This is a genomic window from Rhizobium sp. P40RR-XXII (genome assembly GCF_012641405.1).
Classification (GTDB): Bacteria; Pseudomonadota; Alphaproteobacteria; order Rhizobiales; family Rhizobiaceae; genus Rhizobium.
Genome location: NZ_JABAII010000002.1, coordinates 466,009 through 482,552, shown reverse-complemented (window position 1 = coordinate 482,552; position 16,544 = coordinate 466,009). Strand labels below are relative to the sequence as shown.

At 60.7% G+C, this 16,544-nt stretch carries 17 protein-coding genes; 15 read left to right on the top strand and 2 right to left on the bottom strand.

Translation table 11 applies throughout. The features are described 5' to 3' along the window. Nucleotides 1-91 precede the first annotated feature (91 nt). The 12 genes from eno to HGP16_RS05580 all read left to right on the top strand — a co-directional run bounded on the left by eno (nucleotide 92) and on the right by HGP16_RS05580 (nucleotide 10,866). The gene (gene eno, locus HGP16_RS05635; protein ID WP_168839019.1) at nucleotides 92-1,366 is read left to right on the top strand and encodes a phosphopyruvate hydratase; all 1,275 of its coding nucleotides are present in this window, start codon (nucleotides 92-94) and stop codon (nucleotides 1,364-1,366) included. 222 nt (nucleotides 1,367-1,588) lie between these two features. After that, entirely contained in the window at nucleotides 1,589-1,900 is a 312-nt protein-coding gene (locus HGP16_RS05630; protein WP_168839018.1) for a septum formation initiator family protein, read from the top strand. Nucleotides 1,901-2,057: 157 nt separating this feature from the next. Then, on the top strand, nucleotides 2,058-3,101 hold the full coding sequence (gene pdhA / locus HGP16_RS05625; RefSeq protein ID WP_168839017.1) for a pyruvate dehydrogenase (acetyl-transferring) E1 component subunit alpha: 1,044 nt from the start codon (nucleotides 2,058-2,060) through the stop codon (nucleotides 3,099-3,101). A 16-nt stretch (nucleotides 3,102-3,117) separates the two neighbouring features. Then, nucleotides 3,118-4,500, top strand: coding sequence for a pyruvate dehydrogenase complex E1 component subunit beta (locus tag HGP16_RS05620; RefSeq protein WP_168839016.1), 1,383 nt, complete (start codon nucleotides 3,118-3,120; stop codon nucleotides 4,498-4,500). 15 nt (nucleotides 4,501-4,515) lie between these two features. Next, nucleotides 4,516-5,877, top strand: coding sequence for a pyruvate dehydrogenase complex dihydrolipoamide acetyltransferase (locus HGP16_RS05615; protein ID WP_168839015.1), 1,362 nt, complete (start codon nucleotides 4,516-4,518; stop codon nucleotides 5,875-5,877). Between the two features lie 25 nt (nucleotides 5,878-5,902). After that, nucleotides 5,903-6,544 carry an SGNH/GDSL hydrolase family protein gene (locus HGP16_RS05610; protein ID WP_168839014.1) on the top strand — a complete coding sequence of 214 codons (642 nt, stop codon included), beginning with the start codon at nucleotides 5,903-5,905 and terminating at the stop codon, nucleotides 6,542-6,544. 52 nt (nucleotides 6,545-6,596) lie between these two features. Beyond that, nucleotides 6,597-8,060 carry a dihydrolipoyl dehydrogenase gene (lpdA, locus tag HGP16_RS05605; protein ID WP_168839013.1) on the top strand — a complete coding sequence of 488 codons (1,464 nt, stop codon included), beginning with the start codon at nucleotides 6,597-6,599 and terminating at the stop codon, nucleotides 8,058-8,060. 55 nt (nucleotides 8,061-8,115) lie between these two features. Next, complete coding sequence (locus HGP16_RS05600; protein WP_168839012.1) at nucleotides 8,116-8,370, top strand: GlsB/YeaQ/YmgE family stress response membrane protein; 255 nt, start codon at nucleotides 8,116-8,118, stop codon at nucleotides 8,368-8,370. Between the two features lie 34 nt (nucleotides 8,371-8,404). Beyond that, complete coding sequence (locus HGP16_RS05595) at nucleotides 8,405-8,653, top strand: GlsB/YeaQ/YmgE family stress response membrane protein (protein WP_092715509.1); 249 nt, start codon at nucleotides 8,405-8,407, stop codon at nucleotides 8,651-8,653. A 34-nt stretch (nucleotides 8,654-8,687) separates the two neighbouring features. Then, nucleotides 8,688-9,659, top strand: a complete 972-nt coding sequence (lipA, locus tag HGP16_RS05590; RefSeq protein WP_168839011.1) for a lipoyl synthase — start codon at nucleotides 8,688-8,690, stop codon at nucleotides 9,657-9,659. Nucleotides 9,660-9,861: 202 nt separating this feature from the next. Beyond that, nucleotides 9,862-10,410, top strand: a complete 549-nt coding sequence (locus tag HGP16_RS05585) for an AAA family ATPase (protein ID WP_205926325.1) — start codon at nucleotides 9,862-9,864, stop codon at nucleotides 10,408-10,410. 9 nt (nucleotides 10,411-10,419) lie between these two features. After that, the gene (locus HGP16_RS05580) at nucleotides 10,420-10,866 is read left to right on the top strand and encodes a type II toxin-antitoxin system RatA family toxin (RefSeq protein WP_168839010.1); all 447 of its coding nucleotides are present in this window, start codon (nucleotides 10,420-10,422) and stop codon (nucleotides 10,864-10,866) included. Nucleotides 10,867-10,881: 15 nt separating this feature from the next. On the opposite strand, the gene HGP16_RS05575 is transcribed toward HGP16_RS05580, so the two are convergent. Together HGP16_RS05575 and HGP16_RS05570 are read right to left on the bottom strand one after the other, a co-directional pair. Beyond that, nucleotides 10,882-11,379, bottom strand: a complete 498-nt coding sequence (locus HGP16_RS05575; RefSeq protein ID WP_168839009.1) for a CinA family protein — start codon at nucleotides 11,377-11,379, stop codon at nucleotides 10,882-10,884. Further along, complete coding sequence (locus tag HGP16_RS05570; protein ID WP_168839008.1) at nucleotides 11,376-12,596, bottom strand: bifunctional 2-C-methyl-D-erythritol 4-phosphate cytidylyltransferase/2-C-methyl-D-erythritol 2,4-cyclodiphosphate synthase; 1,221 nt, start codon at nucleotides 12,594-12,596, stop codon at nucleotides 11,376-11,378. Before HGP16_RS05570 ends, HGP16_RS05575 begins: the two co-directional genes overlap by 4 nt. A gap of 218 nt (nucleotides 12,597-12,814) precedes the next feature. On the opposite strand from HGP16_RS05570, the gene dusB reads away from it, so the two are divergent. The 3 genes from dusB to ntrC are packed head-to-tail and all read left to right on the top strand — an operon-like array spanning nucleotide 12,815 to nucleotide 16,445. Continuing rightward, nucleotides 12,815-13,843 (top strand): tRNA dihydrouridine synthase DusB, encoded by a 1,029-nt coding sequence (gene dusB / locus HGP16_RS05565; RefSeq protein ID WP_168839007.1) that lies wholly within the window; start codon nucleotides 12,815-12,817, stop codon nucleotides 13,841-13,843. Next, nucleotides 13,840-14,997 carry a two-component system sensor histidine kinase NtrB gene (locus tag HGP16_RS05560; RefSeq protein ID WP_168839006.1) on the top strand — a complete coding sequence of 386 codons (1,158 nt, stop codon included), beginning with the start codon at nucleotides 13,840-13,842 and terminating at the stop codon, nucleotides 14,995-14,997. The genes dusB and HGP16_RS05560 overlap by 4 nt, the downstream gene beginning before the upstream one ends. Continuing rightward, on the top strand, nucleotides 14,994-16,445 hold the full coding sequence (ntrC, locus tag HGP16_RS05555) for a nitrogen regulation protein NR(I) (protein WP_168839005.1): 1,452 nt from the start codon (nucleotides 14,994-14,996) through the stop codon (nucleotides 16,443-16,445). The genes HGP16_RS05560 and ntrC overlap by 4 nt, the downstream gene beginning before the upstream one ends. Nucleotides 16,446-16,544: the final 99 nt, after the last annotated feature.

Here is a 16,544-nt window from a genome sequence, read left to right as displayed (position 1 = left end):
CCAAATCGGGGCGCGGATCGGCATTGAAATTTCCGTGCCTTCGATTAAGACGATTTAAATCGATTTATAAACCAGCGAGCAGGAAGCTATCATGACCGCAATCACCGACATTATCGCCCGCGAGATTCTCGACAGCCGTGGCAATCCGACCGTCGAAGTCGATGTCTACCTCGAAGACGGCAGCATGGGCCGCGCGGCGGTTCCGTCGGGTGCGTCGACCGGCGCGCATGAAGCCGTCGAGCTTCGCGATGGCGGCAAGCGCTACCATGGCAAGGGCGTCGAGAAGGCTGTCGAAGCCGTCAACTCGGAAATCTTCGATGCGATCGGCGGCATGGACGCTGAAAACCAGATCCAGCTCGACAACATCATGATCGAACTCGACGGCACGCCGAACAAGTCGCGCCTCGGCGCCAATGCTATCCTCGGCGTCTCGCTTGCCGTTGCCAAGGCCGCTGCCCAGAGCGCCAACCTGCCGCTCTACCGCTATGTCGGCGGCGCTCATGCCCGTCTCCTGCCGGTTCCGATGATGAACATCATCAACGGCGGCGCCCATGCCGATAACCCCATCGACTTCCAGGAATTCATGATCCTGCCGGTCGGCGCAGAATCCATCCGCGATGCCGTGCGCATGGGCTCGGAAATCTTCCACGTCCTCAAGAAGGAACTGGCATCGCAGGGGCACAACACCAATGTCGGCGACGAAGGCGGCTTCGCACCGGGCCTCTCCAGCGCTCCGGCAGCCCTCGACTTCATCATGAAGTCCATCGAAAAGGCCGGCTACAAGCCGGGCGAAGAAATCGCTCTTGGCCTCGATTGCGCCTCGACCGAATTCTTCAAGGACGGCAAGTACGTGCTTGAAGGCGAGGGCCGCACGCTGGAATCCGGCGCGATGGCCGAATACCTGGCGGAACTTGCCGCAAAGTACCCGATCGCTTCGATCGAAGACGGCATGGCTGAAGACGACTGGGAAGGCTGGAAGACGCTCACCGACCTGATCGGCAAGAAGACCCAGCTGGTCGGCGACGATCTGTTCGTCACCAACTCCGCTCGCCTGCGCGACGGTATCCGCATGGGCGTTGCCAACTCGATCCTCGTCAAGGTCAACCAGATCGGCTCGCTGACCGAGACCCTTGATGCCGTCGAAACCGCACACAAGGCCAACTATACCGCCGTCATGTCGCATCGCTCGGGCGAAACGGAAGATTCCACCATTGCCGATCTCGCCGTTGCCACCAACTGCGGTCAGATCAAGACCGGCTCGCTGTCGCGCTCCGACCGCCTCGCCAAGTACAACCAGCTCATCCGCATCGAAGAAGCTCTCGGCCCGCAGGCAAAGTATGCCGGCCGCTCCATTCTGCGTGGCTGATGCCTGATCCGCGGGATCTCCGGATCCGCGCGCCATTCCTATCTGAAATCGAACCACCGCGCCTTCGGGCGCGGTTTTTTGTTGGCCTGCGCAGTTAGAGTCAACGGACGGTTAATCTCTGCCGGGTAAATTAGCTCTAGGTGTTTGATTTGATGTGATCTTGTCCGAAGCGACATTGGCTCTGGAGTAAGATTGCTTAAAGCCAGAGCGTTTCGAGCGAGTATGTGGACAAAGTATCATAAGAAGAGAAAGTTCGGGCGTTTCATCCTTCCCGCCATCACCGTCGCCTTTGTGAGCTATTTCGGTTATCATTGCATCCATGGCGACTACGGCCTGAAGGCGACCGAAGTATTCGAGCAGCGCCGCGTCGATCGCGCCAAGGAATTGGCGGATCTGGTCGCCAAGCGCGAACACCTTGAAAAGGAGGTCACGCTCTTGAGTGACGGCTCCCTGGACAAGGACATGCTCGATCAATATGCGCGTTATCAGCTGACCTATTCTAAGGCGAACGAGATCGTCATCTTCAACAAATAGCCGTAATTAACCGAATTCCGGTTAATCGACTTTTCGCGAGTTATATCAATAACTTGCGGAGAATATGAGCCATGCAATTATAGCATTGCTGTGGCGGACAATCTTCCCTATGTTACGCCTCACCAAAAAACGAGGCTACTCACACAGGGAGGGTTGAATGGCGCCGCGAAAAAACGCGACCGTTTCCAGCCGTAAGACAGCATCAAGGCCTGCCAAGGAAACCAATGGCGGCCCGATCGCGGAGTTCGATCGTGATGCGGAGCTCAAGGCTTATCGTGAGATGCTCCTGATCCGCCGCTTCGAAGAGAAGGCCGGCCAGCTTTACGGCATGGGCTTCATTGGCGGTTTCTGTCACCTTTATATTGGTCAGGAAGCTGTCGTCGTCGGCATGCAGCTGGCGCTGAAGGATGGCGACCAGGTCATTACCGGCTATCGCGACCATGGGCATATGCTGGCAACCGGCATGAGCGCACGTGGCGTCATGGCTGAGCTGACCGGACGTCAGGGCGGCTATTCCCGAGGGAAGGGCGGCTCCATGCATATGTTCTCCAAGGAAAAGAATTTCTACGGCGGCCATGGCATCGTTGGCGCCCAGGTCTCGCTCGGCACCGGCCTCGGTTTTGCCAACTGGTATCGCGGCAATGACAATGTCAGCGTTGCCTATTTTGGCGATGGCGCCGCCAACCAGGGCCAGGTCTACGAAAGCTTCAACATGGCGCAGCTCTGGAAGCTGCCTGTCATTTTCGTGATCGAGAACAACCGCTACGCCATGGGCACCTCGACCGCTCGCGCCACCGCGCAGGCCGATTTCTCCAAGCGCGGTGCATCCTTCGGCATTCCCGGCATCCAGGTCGACGGCATGGACGTACGCGCCGTCAAGGCTGCGGCTGACGAAGCTGTCGCGCATTGCCGTTCCGGCAAAGGCCCGATCATCCTGGAAATGCTGACCTACCGTTATCGCGGTCACTCCATGTCCGATCCGGCCAAGTACCGTTCGAAGGATGAAGTGCAGAAGATGCGCTCCGAGCATGACCCGATCGAACAGGTCCGTATTCGCCTTCTCGAAAAGGGTTGGGCGAGCGAAGACGATCTGAAGGATATCGACAAGGATGTCCGGGACATCGTCGCAGACAGCGCCGATTTCGCCCAGAACGATCCGGAGCCGGATGCATCCGAGCTCTATACCGACATTCTGCTCTAAATCGGGGAGGGACACTATGCCCATCGACATTCTCATGCCCGCCCTTTCTCCGACAATGGAAGAGGGTACCCTTTCGAAATGGCTCAAGAAGGAAGGCGACAAGGTCGTTTCCGGTGATGTCATTGCCGAAATCGAAACCGACAAGGCCACCATGGAAGTGGAAGCCGTCGACGAAGGCACGATCGGCAAGCTGCTGATCGATGCCGGCACCGAAGGCGTCAAGGTCAACACCAAGATCGCCATCCTGTTGCAGGACGGTGAATCCGCCGACGCTATCTCTTCCGCCAAGGCCGCACCCGCAGCCGAGCCGGCAAAGACCGAAGCTCCTGCCGCCGCTCCGGCGCCTGCTGCTGCACCCGTTCCGGCCCAGCCGAAGGTTGCCGCAGCCGCTGACCCCGAAATTCCGGCCGGCACGGAAATGGTGTCGATGACGGTGCGTGAAGCACTGCGCGATGCAATGGCCGAAGAAATGCGCGCCAACCAGGACGTTTTCGTCATGGGTGAAGAAGTCGCGGAATACCAGGGCGCCTACAAGGTGACCCAGGGCCTGCTGCAGGAATTCGGCGCTCGCCGCGTAATCGACACTCCGATCACCGAGCACGGCTTTGCCGGTATCGGCGTCGGTGCTGCGATGGCCGGCCTTCGCCCGATCGTCGAGTTCATGACCTTCAACTTCGCCATGCAGGCGATCGACCAGATCATCAACTCCGCCGCCAAGACGCTCTATATGTCGGGCGGCCAGATGGGTGCTCCGATGGTGTTCCGCGGCCCGAACGGCGCGGCAGCCCGCGTCGGCGCTCAGCACAGTCAGGATTACGCGGCCTGGTACAGCCAGATTCCGGGCCTCAAGGTTGTCATGCCCTATACGGCAGCCGACGCCAAGGGCCTGCTGAAGGCTGCCATCCGCGATCCGAACCCGGTCATCTTCCTTGAAAACGAAATTCTCTACGGCCAGCACTTCGATGTGCCGAAGCTCGATAATTTCGTTCTGCCGATCGGCAAGGCCCGCATCCATCGTCCGGGCAAGGACGTCACGGTCGTCTCCTTCGGCATCGGCATGACCTACGCCACGAAGGCAGTCGCCGAGCTGGAAGCCCAGGGCATCGATGTCGAACTCATCGACCTGCGCACCATCCGCCCGATGGACCTGCCGACGATCATCGAATCGGTCAAGAAGACCGGCCGTCTGGTCACCGTCGAGGAAGGCTATCCTCAGTCCTCCGTCGGCACGGAAATCGCCACTCGCGTGATGCAGCAGGCCTTCGACTATCTCGATGCGCCGATCCTGACGATCGCTGGCAAGGACGTACCCATGCCATACGCCGCCAACCTCGAAAAGCTGGCGCTTCCGAGCGTCGCCGAAGTGGTCGATGCGGTGAAGGCCGTTTGCTACAAATAAGGGGAGGGCTCATCGATGCCTATCAACATCACCATGCCTGCCCTCTCGCCGACCATGGAAGAGGGCAACCTCGCCAAGTGGCTGGTCAAGGAAGGCGATAAGATCAAGTCTGGCGACGTGATCGCCGAGATCGAGACTGACAAGGCAACGATGGAAGTCGAGGCTGTCGATGAAGGCACCGTCGCGAAGATCGTCGTTCCGGCCGGCACCGAAGGCGTGAAGGTCAATGCCCTGATTGCCGTCATCGCCGCCGATGGCGAAGATGTTGCCGCTGCAGCATCCGGCGCTGGTGCCGCTGCTGCTCCGGCAGCCAAGGAAGCTCCGAAGGCGGAAGCCGCACCTGCGGCAGCTCCGGCTCCGGCAAGCGTTTCGGCTCCTGCGGCTGCACCTGCACCCGTTGCATCGGCTCCGACTGCAAACGACGGTCATCGCACCTTCGCGTCTCCGCTCGCACGCCGTCTTGCCAAGGAAGCCGGCATCGATGTGACAGCGGTTTCCGGCACCGGCCCGCATGGCCGCGTGGTCAAGAAGGATATCGAAGCTGCCGTTTCCGGCGGCACCGCCAAGGCTGCTCCTGTAACAGCACCGGCAGCACAGCCGGCCGCCGCCGCTGCTGCTCCGGCCGCTGCGAAGGGCATGTCCGACGACGCCGTGCTCAAGCTGTTCGAGCAGGGTTCCTACGAGCTCGTGCCGCATGACGGCATGCGCAAGACGATCGCCAAGCGCCTGCAGGAATCCAAGCAGACGATCCCGCACTTCTACGTCTCGGTCGATTGCGAACTCGACGCGCTGCTGGCTCTCCGCACGCAGCTCAACGATTCCGCTCCGAAGTCCAAGGATGGCGTGCCGGCCTACAAGCTCTCGGTCAATGACATGGTCATCAAGGCTCTGGCGCTGGCATTGCGCGATGTTCCGGATGCCAACGTGTCCTGGACCGACAGCAATATGGTCAAGCACAAGCATGCCGATGTCGGCGTTGCCGTGTCCATCCCGGGCGGCCTGATCACGCCGATCATCCGCAGCGCCGAGCAGAAGACGCTCTCGACCATCTCCAACGAGATGAAGGACTACGGCAAGCGCGCCAAGGAGCGCAAGCTGAAGCCTGAGGAGTATCAGGGCGGTACGACCGCGGTGTCTAACATGGGCATGATGGGCGTCAAGAATTTCGCCGCCGTCGTCAACCCGCCGCATGCGACCATCCTGGCCGTCGGCGCGGGCGAACAGCGCGTCATCGTCAAGAAGGGCGAAATGGCGATTGCCACCGTGATGACCGTCACGCTGTCGACCGACCATCGCGCCGTTGACGGTGCGCTCGGTGCTGAGCTCCTGGCAGCCTTCAAGGGCTACATCGAAAATCCGATGGGGATGCTCGTCTGAGCCTTGTCGCGACACGGAGGCGTGAATGACCAAGACTGTTCTGTGTTACGGCGACTCGCTGACATGGGGCTACAGCGCCGAGACGATCGGCCGTCATGCCTTTGAAGATCGGTGGCCGAGCGCGCTGCAAAAGGCGCTCGGCAGCCAGGTGCGCGTCATCCCGGAAGGGTTGAACGGTCGCACGACGGCTTTCGACGATCACCTCGCCGATTGCGATCGCAACGGCGCGAGAATCCTGCCGACGATCCTGCAGAGCCACAATCCGCTCGATCTCGTGATCCTCATGCTCGGCACCAACGATATGAAACCGGTTGTGGCCGGCTCGGCGTTCGCCGCTTTGCAGGGCATCAGCCGGCTGGTCCAGCTCGTGCGCAATCACGCCTGGGGGTTCGACTACGAGGTGCCCGATATCCTTATCGTTGCCCCGCCGGCAATCACCGAAACGGCCAATCCGGCCTTTGCGGCGAGCTATCTCGGCGCGGTCAAGGAATCGAACAAGCTGCCGACGCTCTACAGAGATCTGGCCGACGAGCTCGGCTGCGGCTTCTTCGACGCTAATACGGTCGCTGTGACCACGCCGCTCGATGGCGTTCATCTCGATGCGGAAAACACCCGGGCGCTCGGTCGCGGCCTCGAGCCGATCGTGCGGATGATGCTCGGTCTCTGATAGATTCAAGGCGCCGGCTCCGATCCGCCGCCAGCAATAAGGCAGGAAACACATGGCTGAGAATTACGACGTCATTATCATCGGCTCTGGTCCCGGCGGTTATGTCGCCGCCGTGCGCGCCGCCCAGCTTGGCCTGAAGACCGCGATCGTCGAGCGCGAGCACCTGGGCGGCATCTGCCTCAACTGGGGCTGCATACCCACAAAGGCGCTGCTTCGCTCGGCCGAAATTCTCGATCATTCCAACCATCTGAAGGATTACGGCCTCGTTCTCGAAGGCAAGGTCAGCGCGGATGTGAAGGCCGTCGTTGCCCGCTCGCGCGGTGTCTCCGCCCGTTTGAATGCCGGCGTCGGCTTCCTGATGAAGAAGAACAAGGTCGACGTCATCTGGGGCGAAGCCAAGATCACCAAGGCTTCGACCGGCGCTCAGCCCGGCGAGATCGTCGTCGGCAAGTCGACCAAGCCGGTTGTCGAGCCGCAGCACCCGCTGCCGAAGAACGTCAAGGGTGAGGGCACCTACACTGCCAAGCATATCATCGTCGCCACCGGCGCCCGCCCGCGCGCGCTGCCCGGCATCGAGCCGGACGGCAAGCTGATCTGGACCTATTTCGAAGCACTGAAGCCGGACTTCCTGCCGAAGTCGTTGCTCGTCATGGGCTCGGGCGCGATCGGCATCGAATTCGCAAGCTTCTATCGCTCCATGGGTGTCGACGTCACAGTCGTCGAAGTCATGCCGACCGTCATGCCGGTGGAAGATGCCGAAATCTCCGGCATCGCCCGCAAGCAGCTCGAAAAGCGCGGCCTGAAGATCTTCACCAAGGCGAAGGTCACGAAGGTCGATAAGGCCGCCAACAGCGTCACCGCCCATGTCGAAACCGAAGACGGCAAGGTTCAGCAGATCGTTGCCGACCGCATGATCTCGGCCGTCGGCGTGCAGGGCAACATCGAAAATCTCGGACTTGAAGCGCTCGGCGTGAAGACCGACCGCGGCTGCGTCGTCATCGACGGCTACGGCAACACCAACGTTCCCGGCATTTATGCCATCGGCGATGTTGCCGGTCCTCCGATGCTGGCGCACAAGGCCGAGCACGAGGGCGTCGTCTGCATCGAGAAGATCGCCGGCCTGCCGAACGTTCATCCGACGGACAAGAGCAAGGTTCCGGGCTGCACCTATTGCCAGCCGCAAGTCGCCTCCGTCGGCCTGACCGAAGCCAAGGCAAAGGAACTCGGCCGCGATATCCGCGTCGGCCGCTTCTCCTTCGCCGCCAACGGCAAGGCAATTGCTCTCGGCGAGGACCAGGGACTCTGCAAGGTCATCTTCGACAAGAAGACCGGCGAACTGCTCGGCGCGCATATGGTCGGCGCAGAGGTTACCGAACTCATCCAGGGCTTCGTCGTCGCCATGAACCTGGAGACGACGGAAGAAGAGCTGATGCACACGATCTTCCCGCATCCGACCGTTTCGGAAACGATGAAGGAAGCGGTGCTGGACGCCTACGGCCGGGCGCTGAACGCTTGATAATTTCCTGCCATGCCCTTTATCCAAAGGGTGGAAATCAGGAAAGGAAATCAACATGTCTATAGCGGCTCAAGGTTGGATCGTCTTTCTTCTCATCGGGCTGGTCGCGGGGTTTCTCGCGAGCCTGATCGTCGGAGGCGGCGGGCTCATCGGTTGCCTGGTGAGCGGCGTGATCGGAGCGTTCGTTGGCGGCTTCCTGTTTCACTATTTCGGGATTTCGCTCGGCATTGAAAATGCGCTTGTGGTGGAGATCATCCATGCCACCGTCGGTGCGATCATCGTGGTGCTTTTGGCGAGATTGATCGTCTAGGGCACCCTAGCAATACGCCTGGAACGAGGGTTTGATGGAAAGTGTCGGTTGGCTGGGTCTGATCATCATCGGCGGTCTCGCGGGTTGGCTCGCGGGCAAGCTGATGGATGCGCGCTACGGTATCATCCTGAACATCATCCTCGGTATCGCCGGCTCGGTGGTCGCGGCGGGACTTCTGGTCGCCCTGCATGTCGGCGTGCCCGGCGGTCGGCTCGGCTTTTTCATCACCGGTTTCATTGGTGCATGCATTCTGATATTCCTCGCCAAATTCGCCCGGCGATGAAGGGCCGCAGGTAGCGGCGGAAAGTAGACGTTTCATGGTCACGATTCTCGACACGATCAACCCGGATGCAAAGCGCATCAGGCATCCGGAGAAGGCGCACAAGCCGGATACGGAAGTCCTGCGCAAGCCGGACTGGATCCGCGTCAAGGCGCCGACATCCAAGGGCTATGCCGAGACCCGTTCGATCGTGAAGGAGCATAAGCTGGTCACGGTCTGCGAGGAGGCAGGTTGCCCGAATATCGGTGAATGCTGGGACAAGAAGCACGCCACCTTCATGATCATGGGCGAGATCTGTACCCGCGCCTGTGCCTTCTGCAATGTCGCGACCGGCAAACCGAATGCGCTCGACATGGCCGAGCCCGAAAATGTCGCCAAGGCCGTCAAGGAAATGGGCCTCAGCCACGTCGTCATCACGTCCGTCGACCGCGACGATCTGGCGGACGGCGGCGCCGAGCATTTCGAGAAGGTGATCTGGGCGATCCGGGCCGCGTCGCCGACGACCACGATCGAAATCCTGACACCGGACTTCCTGAAGAAGCCGGGTGCGCTGGAGCGCGTCGTCGCCGCCAAGCCCGATGTCTTCAACCACAACATGGAAACCGTCGCGGGTAATTATCTGACCGTGCGTCCCGGCGCGCGCTACTTCCATTCGATCCGCCTGCTGCAGCGGGTCAAGGAACTGGATCCGACCATGTTCACGAAGTCAGGCATCATGGTCGGCCTCGGCGAAGAGCGCAACGAAGTGCTGCAGCTGATGGACGACCTGCGCACCGCCGATGTCGATTTCCTCACGATCGGCCAGTATCTGCAGCCGACGCGCAAGCATCATCAGGTGATGAGCTTCGTGACGCCGGAAGAGTTCAAATCCTATGAGACGGTCGCCTATACCAAGGGCTTCCTGATGGTAGCTTCCAGCCCGCTCACCCGCTCGTCGCATCATGCCGGCGACGATTTCGAGCGGCTGCGTGCCGCCCGCGAAAAGAAGCTGCTGCTCGCTGCCGAGTAAGCGCGCCAAGATTACATCTTGCCATTCGAACGAACCGCGGCGATTGTGCCGCGGTTTTTGTTCGCGCCGTCATCTCTTTGTCATCGACGCGGCCTAGGGAACACGCCGCCGTTTGTTACCGGTTTCGGCGCTTTAGATGAGACAATGGAGCTGGACCGTGGAGCAGATCGTCGCGCCGCAGGTGCTGTCTTGCACCGTTGACATGAATGAAGGGGCTGCCCTTCTCAAAAAGGCGAATCGCATTCTCGTCATGGGTTGCTCCGGTGGCGGCAAGTCGACGCTGTCGCAGAAGATTGCTGCCCGTTTCGACCTCACCTATATCTCGGTTGATCGGGACATATTGTGGCTGCCGGGCTGGGTTCAGCGCGACAAGACCGAGCAGCGTTCCCTCATCCTCTCCATGATTGAAGGCGAGCGATGGGTCATGGACGGCACGAATCCCTCGACGTTCGATATTCGTCTGCCGCGCACCGATTTCGTCATCTGGGTGCGGATGCCGCGATTGCTTTGCATTTGGGGTGCCGTCTCGCGATGGCTCAAATGGATCGGGCGCACGCGGCCTGAGATGGCGCCCGGATGCAAAGAGAAGATCGATTGGGAGTTCCTGCGTTTCATCTGGACGTTCGAGGAGAAATTTACGCCCCGCGTCGTCGCCGCCCTTGTCGAGCACGGCCCCGATGTGCCTGTTTTACAGCTGAAATCCCGCGGCGAAATGCGTCAGCTTCTTGATCTTCTTGGCCGTCCTGCTTAATTGCGGCTCATGCCTCAATTCGAAACTCATCGCCCCGTTCCGCATTCGCCCGACCAGATGTTCGACCTCGTCGCCGACGTGGAACGCTATCCCGAATTCTTGCCGCTTTGCGAGGCGCTGACGATCCGGAGCCGCAAGGAGCGGGACGGCAAGACCTTGCTCGTTGCCGATATGACCGTCGGTTATAAGGCGATCCGCGAGACCTTCACGACACAGGTGCTGCTGAACAAGGCGGAGCGCGCGATCGACGTGAAATACATCGACGGCCCGTTCAAATATCTCGATAATCGCTGGCGCTTCACGCCGTCGGAAAATGGCGGCTGCAGCATCGATTTCTTCATCGATTATGAGTTCAAGAGCCGCATCCTCGGCGCCTTGATGGGATCGATGTTCGATCGCGCCTTCCGCATGTTTACGGATGCCTTCGAGACGCGGGCAAACAAGATCTACGCTTGAGGCGCGATCTCGGCGCTATTTGCCGAGCGCGACCAGCATCTCCAGCGCCGTATGCAACGTGGCGAGCCGAACCTTGTCGCGGCCGATATCGCCATAGCGCATTTCACGATGGATGAGCGCGCCGCTGCGCGCCTTGGCTGCGAGATGGACGAGCCCGACGGGCTTTTCCGCGGAGCCGCCGCCCGGACCGGCAATACCGGTCACCGCCACGGCAAAGTCTGCACGGGAGCGGAAGAGGGCGCCATGCACCATCTGCAGCGCCGTTTCCTTCGAAACAGCGCCGAACTGCGCAAGCGTCTGTTCCTGGACGCCAAGCATCTCCATCTTGGCGGTATTGGTGTAGGTCACGAAGCCGCGATCGACGACGGCAGAGGAGCCGGGGATTTCCGTCAGCGCTCCGGCGATCAGTCCACCGGTGCAGGATTCGGCCGTGGCGACCATCCAGCCCTTTGCCGCGAAATCCGTGACGATCTCTTTTGCGAGCGCGAGAATCTCATCCGGAAAATGCGTCATGCCTTGCCTCCGCGATAGACGACGGTTGCGGTCGCGATGGCTGCGATGCCTTCGCGACGGCCGACGAAGCCGATCTTCTCGTTCGTCGTTGCCTTGACGGAGCAGCGATCGATGCTGATGCCCAGAAATTCCGAAAGTTTGGCGCGCATTGCGTCGCGATGCGGCCCGACTTTCGGCGCTTCGGCGATCAGCGAGACGTCCGCATTCATGATGGTGCCGCCGCGCTCGCGAACGATCTTTGCCGCGTGCTCGATGAATATGCGGGACGGGGCGCCTTTCCACTGCGGATCGGAAGGTGGGAAATGGTCGCCGATATCGCCGGCGCCGCATGTGGCGAGCAACGCGTCCGTCAGGGCGTGCAGGGCCACATCGGCATCCGAGTGCCCCTTCAGCTTCTGGTCATGCGGAATGAAGACGCCGCAAAGCGTCACGCCGTCGCCGGGTTCCAGCTGGTGCACGTCATAGCCATTGCCGGTGCGTACGTCGGGCAGCAGGCCGGCACTCAGCTTTTCATCGGCCATGGCAATATCCCTCTTGATGGTCAGTTTCACATTGTCGGCGCTGCCGGTCACGAGCGTTACCGGCAGATTGCACCATTCCGCGATTGCCGCATCGTCGGTGAAATCTGTTCTGCCGTCGGCCTCCGCCTTTTCGTGCGCGGCAAGAATATCGGCAAAGCGAAATGATTGCGGCGTCTGCGCGGCGTGAAGCCCGTCGCGGGGGACGGTTTCGACGACCAGCCTGTTTGCGTCGCCGCGCTTCAGTGTATCGGTGACAGGCATGGCAGGCAGCACGGCCGGCGCGCCCTCTACAAGCGCCGTGGCGACGCGATCCAGCAGATCGTGGTCGAAGAAGGGGCGCACGGCATCATGGATCATGACATGAGTCACGCCGCTGCCCTTCAGCTGCCGAAGTCCCGCAAGCACGGATTGCTGGCGTGTCGTGCCGCCGAAGGCTATCTCGACCTCGGGCAGGCCGGCGACCTGCTCCAGTGCCGCCTGAAGCAGATTTTCGTCGTCGCGATGGATGACGACGACGGTCTTCGCTGTCTGCGGCCATGTCACGAATCTTTCAAGCGTATGCGCAATAACCGCTCTGCCGCCGATCGGGCGATATTGCTTGGGGCCTTCTTCAGGAGAGCCCGCCCGTTCGCCGCGCCCGGCGGCAACGATCACGATTCCCACCGACAGCGGTTGCGTTGAATGCATTTGCGTCATAACCCCCGAAAAATAAAGGCTCGTCTCCGGAATGGCTTTGAAAAGCGCGGAGCTTTCTTTTGAACAAGCACATGCTAAATAGATCGCCAAACGGGATCTTGCTGAAGCAGGGTCTATCGCCTCGACTGAGTATTTTCCAGCATCTGCCCAAAAAATATCGGGAATCTCCAAACCCCCTTGGCAAACTTTCAAAGCGTGTCTAAAAATAGTGCAGATGTATGGTGTGCCCGAAAGATAATCATTTGCTTTCTTCCCAACTTGCAGCTCCGTTTTCCATCGGTTCCGTATCCATCCGAAATCGCGTGATTCTAGCGCCGATGTCTGGTGTGACCGATCTGCCCTTCCGGCAGCTTGCATTGCGTTACGGCGCCGGCCTGGTCGTTACCGAAATGGTCGCCAGCCGCGAACTTGTGCAGGATACGGCCGAATCCTGGGCGCGTTTGAAGAGCGCGGGATTGAAGCCGCATATGGTGCAGCTCGCCGGCCGTGAGGCGCATTGGATGGCCGAGGCGGCGAAGATTGCTGCCGACAATGGTACCGATATCATCGATATCAATATGGGGTGCCCGGCCAAGAAGGTGATCGGCGGCTATTCCGGCTCGGCGCTGATGCGCGATCCTGACCATGCGCTGACCCTGATCGAAGCAACCGTTCGTGCGGTGGACATCCCCGTGACGCTGAAGATGCGGCTCGGCTGGGATGAGAATTCCATCAACGCGCCGGATATCGCGCGCCGTGCCGAAGAGGCCGGTATCCAGCTCGTCACCATTCATGGTCGCACGCGCATGCAGTTCTATGAGGGCAGGGCGGATTGGGGTGCGATCCGCGCCGTGCGCGATGCAGTCTCCATTCCGCTTGTCGCCAATGGCGATGTCGAGACGGCCGAAGACGCGCGGGAAATCCTGCGGCGCTCCGGGGCCGACGCCGTCATGATCGGCCGTGGCTGCCAGGGTCGTCCGTGGCATGCCGGCGTTCTGGCCGGTCATCGCGAGCCGGGCCGGGAGGAGATCGTCGAGATCGCGCTCGAACATTATCGCATGATGCTGGAGTTTTATGGTGAAGCGGTCGGCATTCGCCATGCCCGCAAGCATCTGGCCTGGTATCTCGATCGCTATGCGCCGGCGACGACAGATGCCGACAAGGCGAAAATCATGACGTCGAAATCGAGCGGTGAGGTGGCTGCGTCGTTCTATGCCGCGCTGCAGGCAGGCGCTGATCTCGCCCAATGCGTCCAGGAGGCTGCATGACTTCGAAATCCAGCTCCGGCGCCGGGGACGTCTCGGCCAATTCGGTCGCCATGGCCGTTCTCAACGCGATCCAGAACCCCGTGGTCATGGTCGATGAGGTCGGGCTGATTGCCTTTGCCAATTGGGAGGCGGAAGCCTTCTTCGGCGCCAGCGCCTCGCATCTGTCACGTTACAAGATTTCGACCTTCATCCCCTTCGGCAGCCCGCTGCTGGCGCTGATCGATCAGGTGCGCGAGCGCCGCGCTCCGGTCAACGAATATCGCGTCGATCTGAGTTCGCCACGCCTGGGGCAAGACAAGCTGGTGGATATCTATGTTGCGCCGGTTTCCAGCGAGCCCGGCTCCGTGGTCGTCGTATTCCAGGAACGCTCCATGGCCGACAAGATCGACCGGCAGCTGACGCACCGCGCCGCCGCCCGCTCGGTCACCGGGCTTGCCTCCATGCTGGCGCATGAGATCAAGAACCCGCTCTCGGGCATTCGCGGCGCCGCTCAGTTGCTCGAGCAGTCGGTCGAGGACGACGATCGCGCGCTGACGCGCCTCATCTGCGACGAGACCGACCGCATCGTCTCGCTGGTCGACCGCATGGAGGTTTTCTCCGACGAGCGGCCGGTCGCTCGGGTCCCCGTCAACATCCATTCCGTGCTCGATCATGTGAAGGCGGTTGCCAAGGCTGGCTTTGCCCGCAACATCAAGCTTTCCGAGAATTACGACCCGTCGCTGCCGGCGGTCTTCGCAAACCGGGACCAGCTCGTGCAGGTCTTCCTCAATCTGGTGAAGAATGCCGCCGAGGCGGTTGGCGATCGGCAGGACGGCGAGATTATGTTGACGACGGCCTATCGCCCCGGCATCCGGCTCTCGGTCGCCGGCACTCGCGAGAAAATTTCCTTGCCGCTGGAATTCTGCGTCATCGACAACGGTCCGGGCGTACCGTCCGATCTCGTGCCGCATCTCTTCGATCCGTTCATCACCACGAAGACGAACGGAACCGGCCTCGGCCTTGCGTTGGTCGCCAAAATTATCGGCGACCACGGCGGCATTGTCGAATGCGACAGCCAGAACCATCGCACCACTTTCCGCGTTTTGATGCCCGCCTCCAAGGGCATCACCTCTGAAGATGCCCCCCTTCCGAACTCTACAGGGACTACTCGATGACAGCCACGATCCTTGTCGCCGATGACGATGCGGCCATCCGCACCGTGCTCAACCAGGCTCTGAGCCGCGCGGGTTATGATGTACGCATTACATCCAACGCCGCCACGCTCTGGCGCTGGGTCTCGGCCGGCGAAGGCGACCTCGTCGTAACCGACGTCGTCATGCCTGATGAAAACGCATTCGACCTGCTGCCGCGCATCAAGAAGGCGAGGCCGGACCTGCCCGTGCTCGTCATGAGCGCACAGAACACGTTCATGACAGCAATCAAGGCGTCTGAAAAGGGCGCTTACGATTACCTTCCGAAACCGTTCGACCTGACGGAGCTGATCGCGATCGTCGGTCGTGCCCTGTCCGAGCCGAAGCGCAAGCCGGCGAAGCTCGATGACGACATGCAGGACGGCATGCCGCTCGTGGGACGTTCGGCCGCGATGCAGGAAATCTACCGCGTGCTCGCGCGCCTGATGCAGACCGATCTCACGCTGATGATCACTGGCGAATCCGGCACCGGCAAGGAGCTGGTGGCGCGCGCGCTGCATGATTACGGCAAGCGCCGCAATGGGCCTTTCGTCGCCATCAACATGGCCGCGATCCCGCGCGATCTGATCGAATCCGAGCTGTTCGGCCATGAGAAGGGCGCTTTCACCGGCGCGCAGACCCGCTCGACCGGCCGTTTCGAGCAGGCCGAGGGTGGTACGCTGTTCCTCGACGAAATCGGCGACATGCCGATGGATGCGCAGACGCGTCTGCTGCGCGTGCTGCAGCAGGGCGAATATACGACCGTCGGCGGCCGCACGCCGATCCGCACCGATGTCCGCATCGTTGCCGCCACCAACAAAGACCTGAAGCAAGCGATCAATCAGGGTCTGTTCCGTGAGGATTTGTACTACCGCCTCAACGTCGTGCCGTTGCGCCTGCCGCCGCTGCGTGATCGCGCCGAAGACATTCCCGATTTGGTGCGTCATTTCATTCAGCAGGCCGAGAAGGAAGGGCTTGGTTCCAAGCGCTTCGACCAGGAAGCACTCGAACTGATGAAGGCCTATCCCTGGCCGGGCAACGTCCGCGAGCTGGAAAACCTCATTCGCCGGCTGATGGCGCTCTATCCGCAGGATGTCATCACGAGGGAAATCATCGACGCGGAACTGCGGGCCGATGTGCCTGACAGCCCGATTGAAAAAGGCCCGGTCCGCACCGGCTCCATGACCATCGCGCAGGCGGTGGAAGAAAACATGCGGACCTATTTCGCCGGATTCGGCGATAATCTCCCACCGCCCGGCCTTTACGACCGCGTGTTGACGGAAATGGAGTATCCGCTGATTCTTGCGGCGTTGACCGCGACGCGCGGCAATCAGATCAAGGCCGCCGATCTTTTGGGCCTCAACCGCAATACGTTGCGCAAAAAGATCAGAGAACTGGGAGTTTCGGTTTACAGAAGCTCCCGAACGGCTTGACAATGCGATCCGGTGCGTTGCATTTTCGCCACAATGCGTTGCTTAAAGGTCACGCAGTTGATTCGTCGTCTTTGCAGTGGCGATTCGTTTGACCTGCTC

Excerpts from the sequence above, each read along its gene's own strand:
- HGP16_RS05560 (WP_168839006.1), top strand. The coding sequence starts at position 13,840 with ATGACTTCGAAATCCAGCTCCGGCGCCGGGGACGTCTCGGCCAATTCG.
- HGP16_RS05585 (WP_205926325.1), top strand. The coding sequence starts at position 9,862 with ATGAATGAAGGGGCTGCCCTTCTCAAAAAGGCGAATCGCATTCTCGTC.
- HGP16_RS05600 (WP_168839012.1), top strand. The coding sequence starts at position 8,116 with ATGTCTATAGCGGCTCAAGGTTGGATCGTCTTTCTTCTCATCGGGCTG.
- HGP16_RS05610 (WP_168839014.1), top strand. The coding sequence starts at position 5,903 with ATGACCAAGACTGTTCTGTGTTACGGCGACTCGCTGACATGGGGCTAC.
- dusB (WP_168839007.1), top strand. The coding sequence starts at position 12,815 with ATGGTGTGCCCGAAAGATAATCATTTGCTTTCTTCCCAACTTGCAGCT.
- HGP16_RS05615 (WP_168839015.1), top strand. The coding sequence starts at position 4,516 with ATGCCTATCAACATCACCATGCCTGCCCTCTCGCCGACCATGGAAGAG.
- eno (WP_168839019.1), top strand. The coding sequence starts at position 92 with ATGACCGCAATCACCGACATTATCGCCCGCGAGATTCTCGACAGCCGT.
- ntrC (WP_168839005.1), top strand. The coding sequence starts at position 14,994 with ATGACAGCCACGATCCTTGTCGCCGATGACGATGCGGCCATCCGCACC.
- HGP16_RS05620 (WP_168839016.1), top strand. The coding sequence starts at position 3,118 with ATGCCCATCGACATTCTCATGCCCGCCCTTTCTCCGACAATGGAAGAG.
- HGP16_RS05595 (WP_092715509.1), top strand. The coding sequence starts at position 8,405 with ATGGAAAGTGTCGGTTGGCTGGGTCTGATCATCATCGGCGGTCTCGCG.
- HGP16_RS05580 (WP_168839010.1), top strand. The coding sequence starts at position 10,420 with ATGCCTCAATTCGAAACTCATCGCCCCGTTCCGCATTCGCCCGACCAG.
- HGP16_RS05630 (WP_168839018.1), top strand. The coding sequence starts at position 1,589 with ATGTGGACAAAGTATCATAAGAAGAGAAAGTTCGGGCGTTTCATCCTT.
- HGP16_RS05570 (WP_168839008.1), bottom strand. The coding sequence starts at position 12,596 with ATGACGCAAATGCATTCAACGCAACCGCTGTCGGTGGGAATCGTGATC.
- pdhA (WP_168839017.1), top strand. The coding sequence starts at position 2,058 with ATGGCGCCGCGAAAAAACGCGACCGTTTCCAGCCGTAAGACAGCATCA.
- lpdA (WP_168839013.1), top strand. The coding sequence starts at position 6,597 with ATGGCTGAGAATTACGACGTCATTATCATCGGCTCTGGTCCCGGCGGT.
- lipA (WP_168839011.1), top strand. The coding sequence starts at position 8,688 with ATGGTCACGATTCTCGACACGATCAACCCGGATGCAAAGCGCATCAGG.
- HGP16_RS05575 (WP_168839009.1), bottom strand. The coding sequence starts at position 11,379 with ATGACGCATTTTCCGGATGAGATTCTCGCGCTCGCAAAAGAGATCGTC.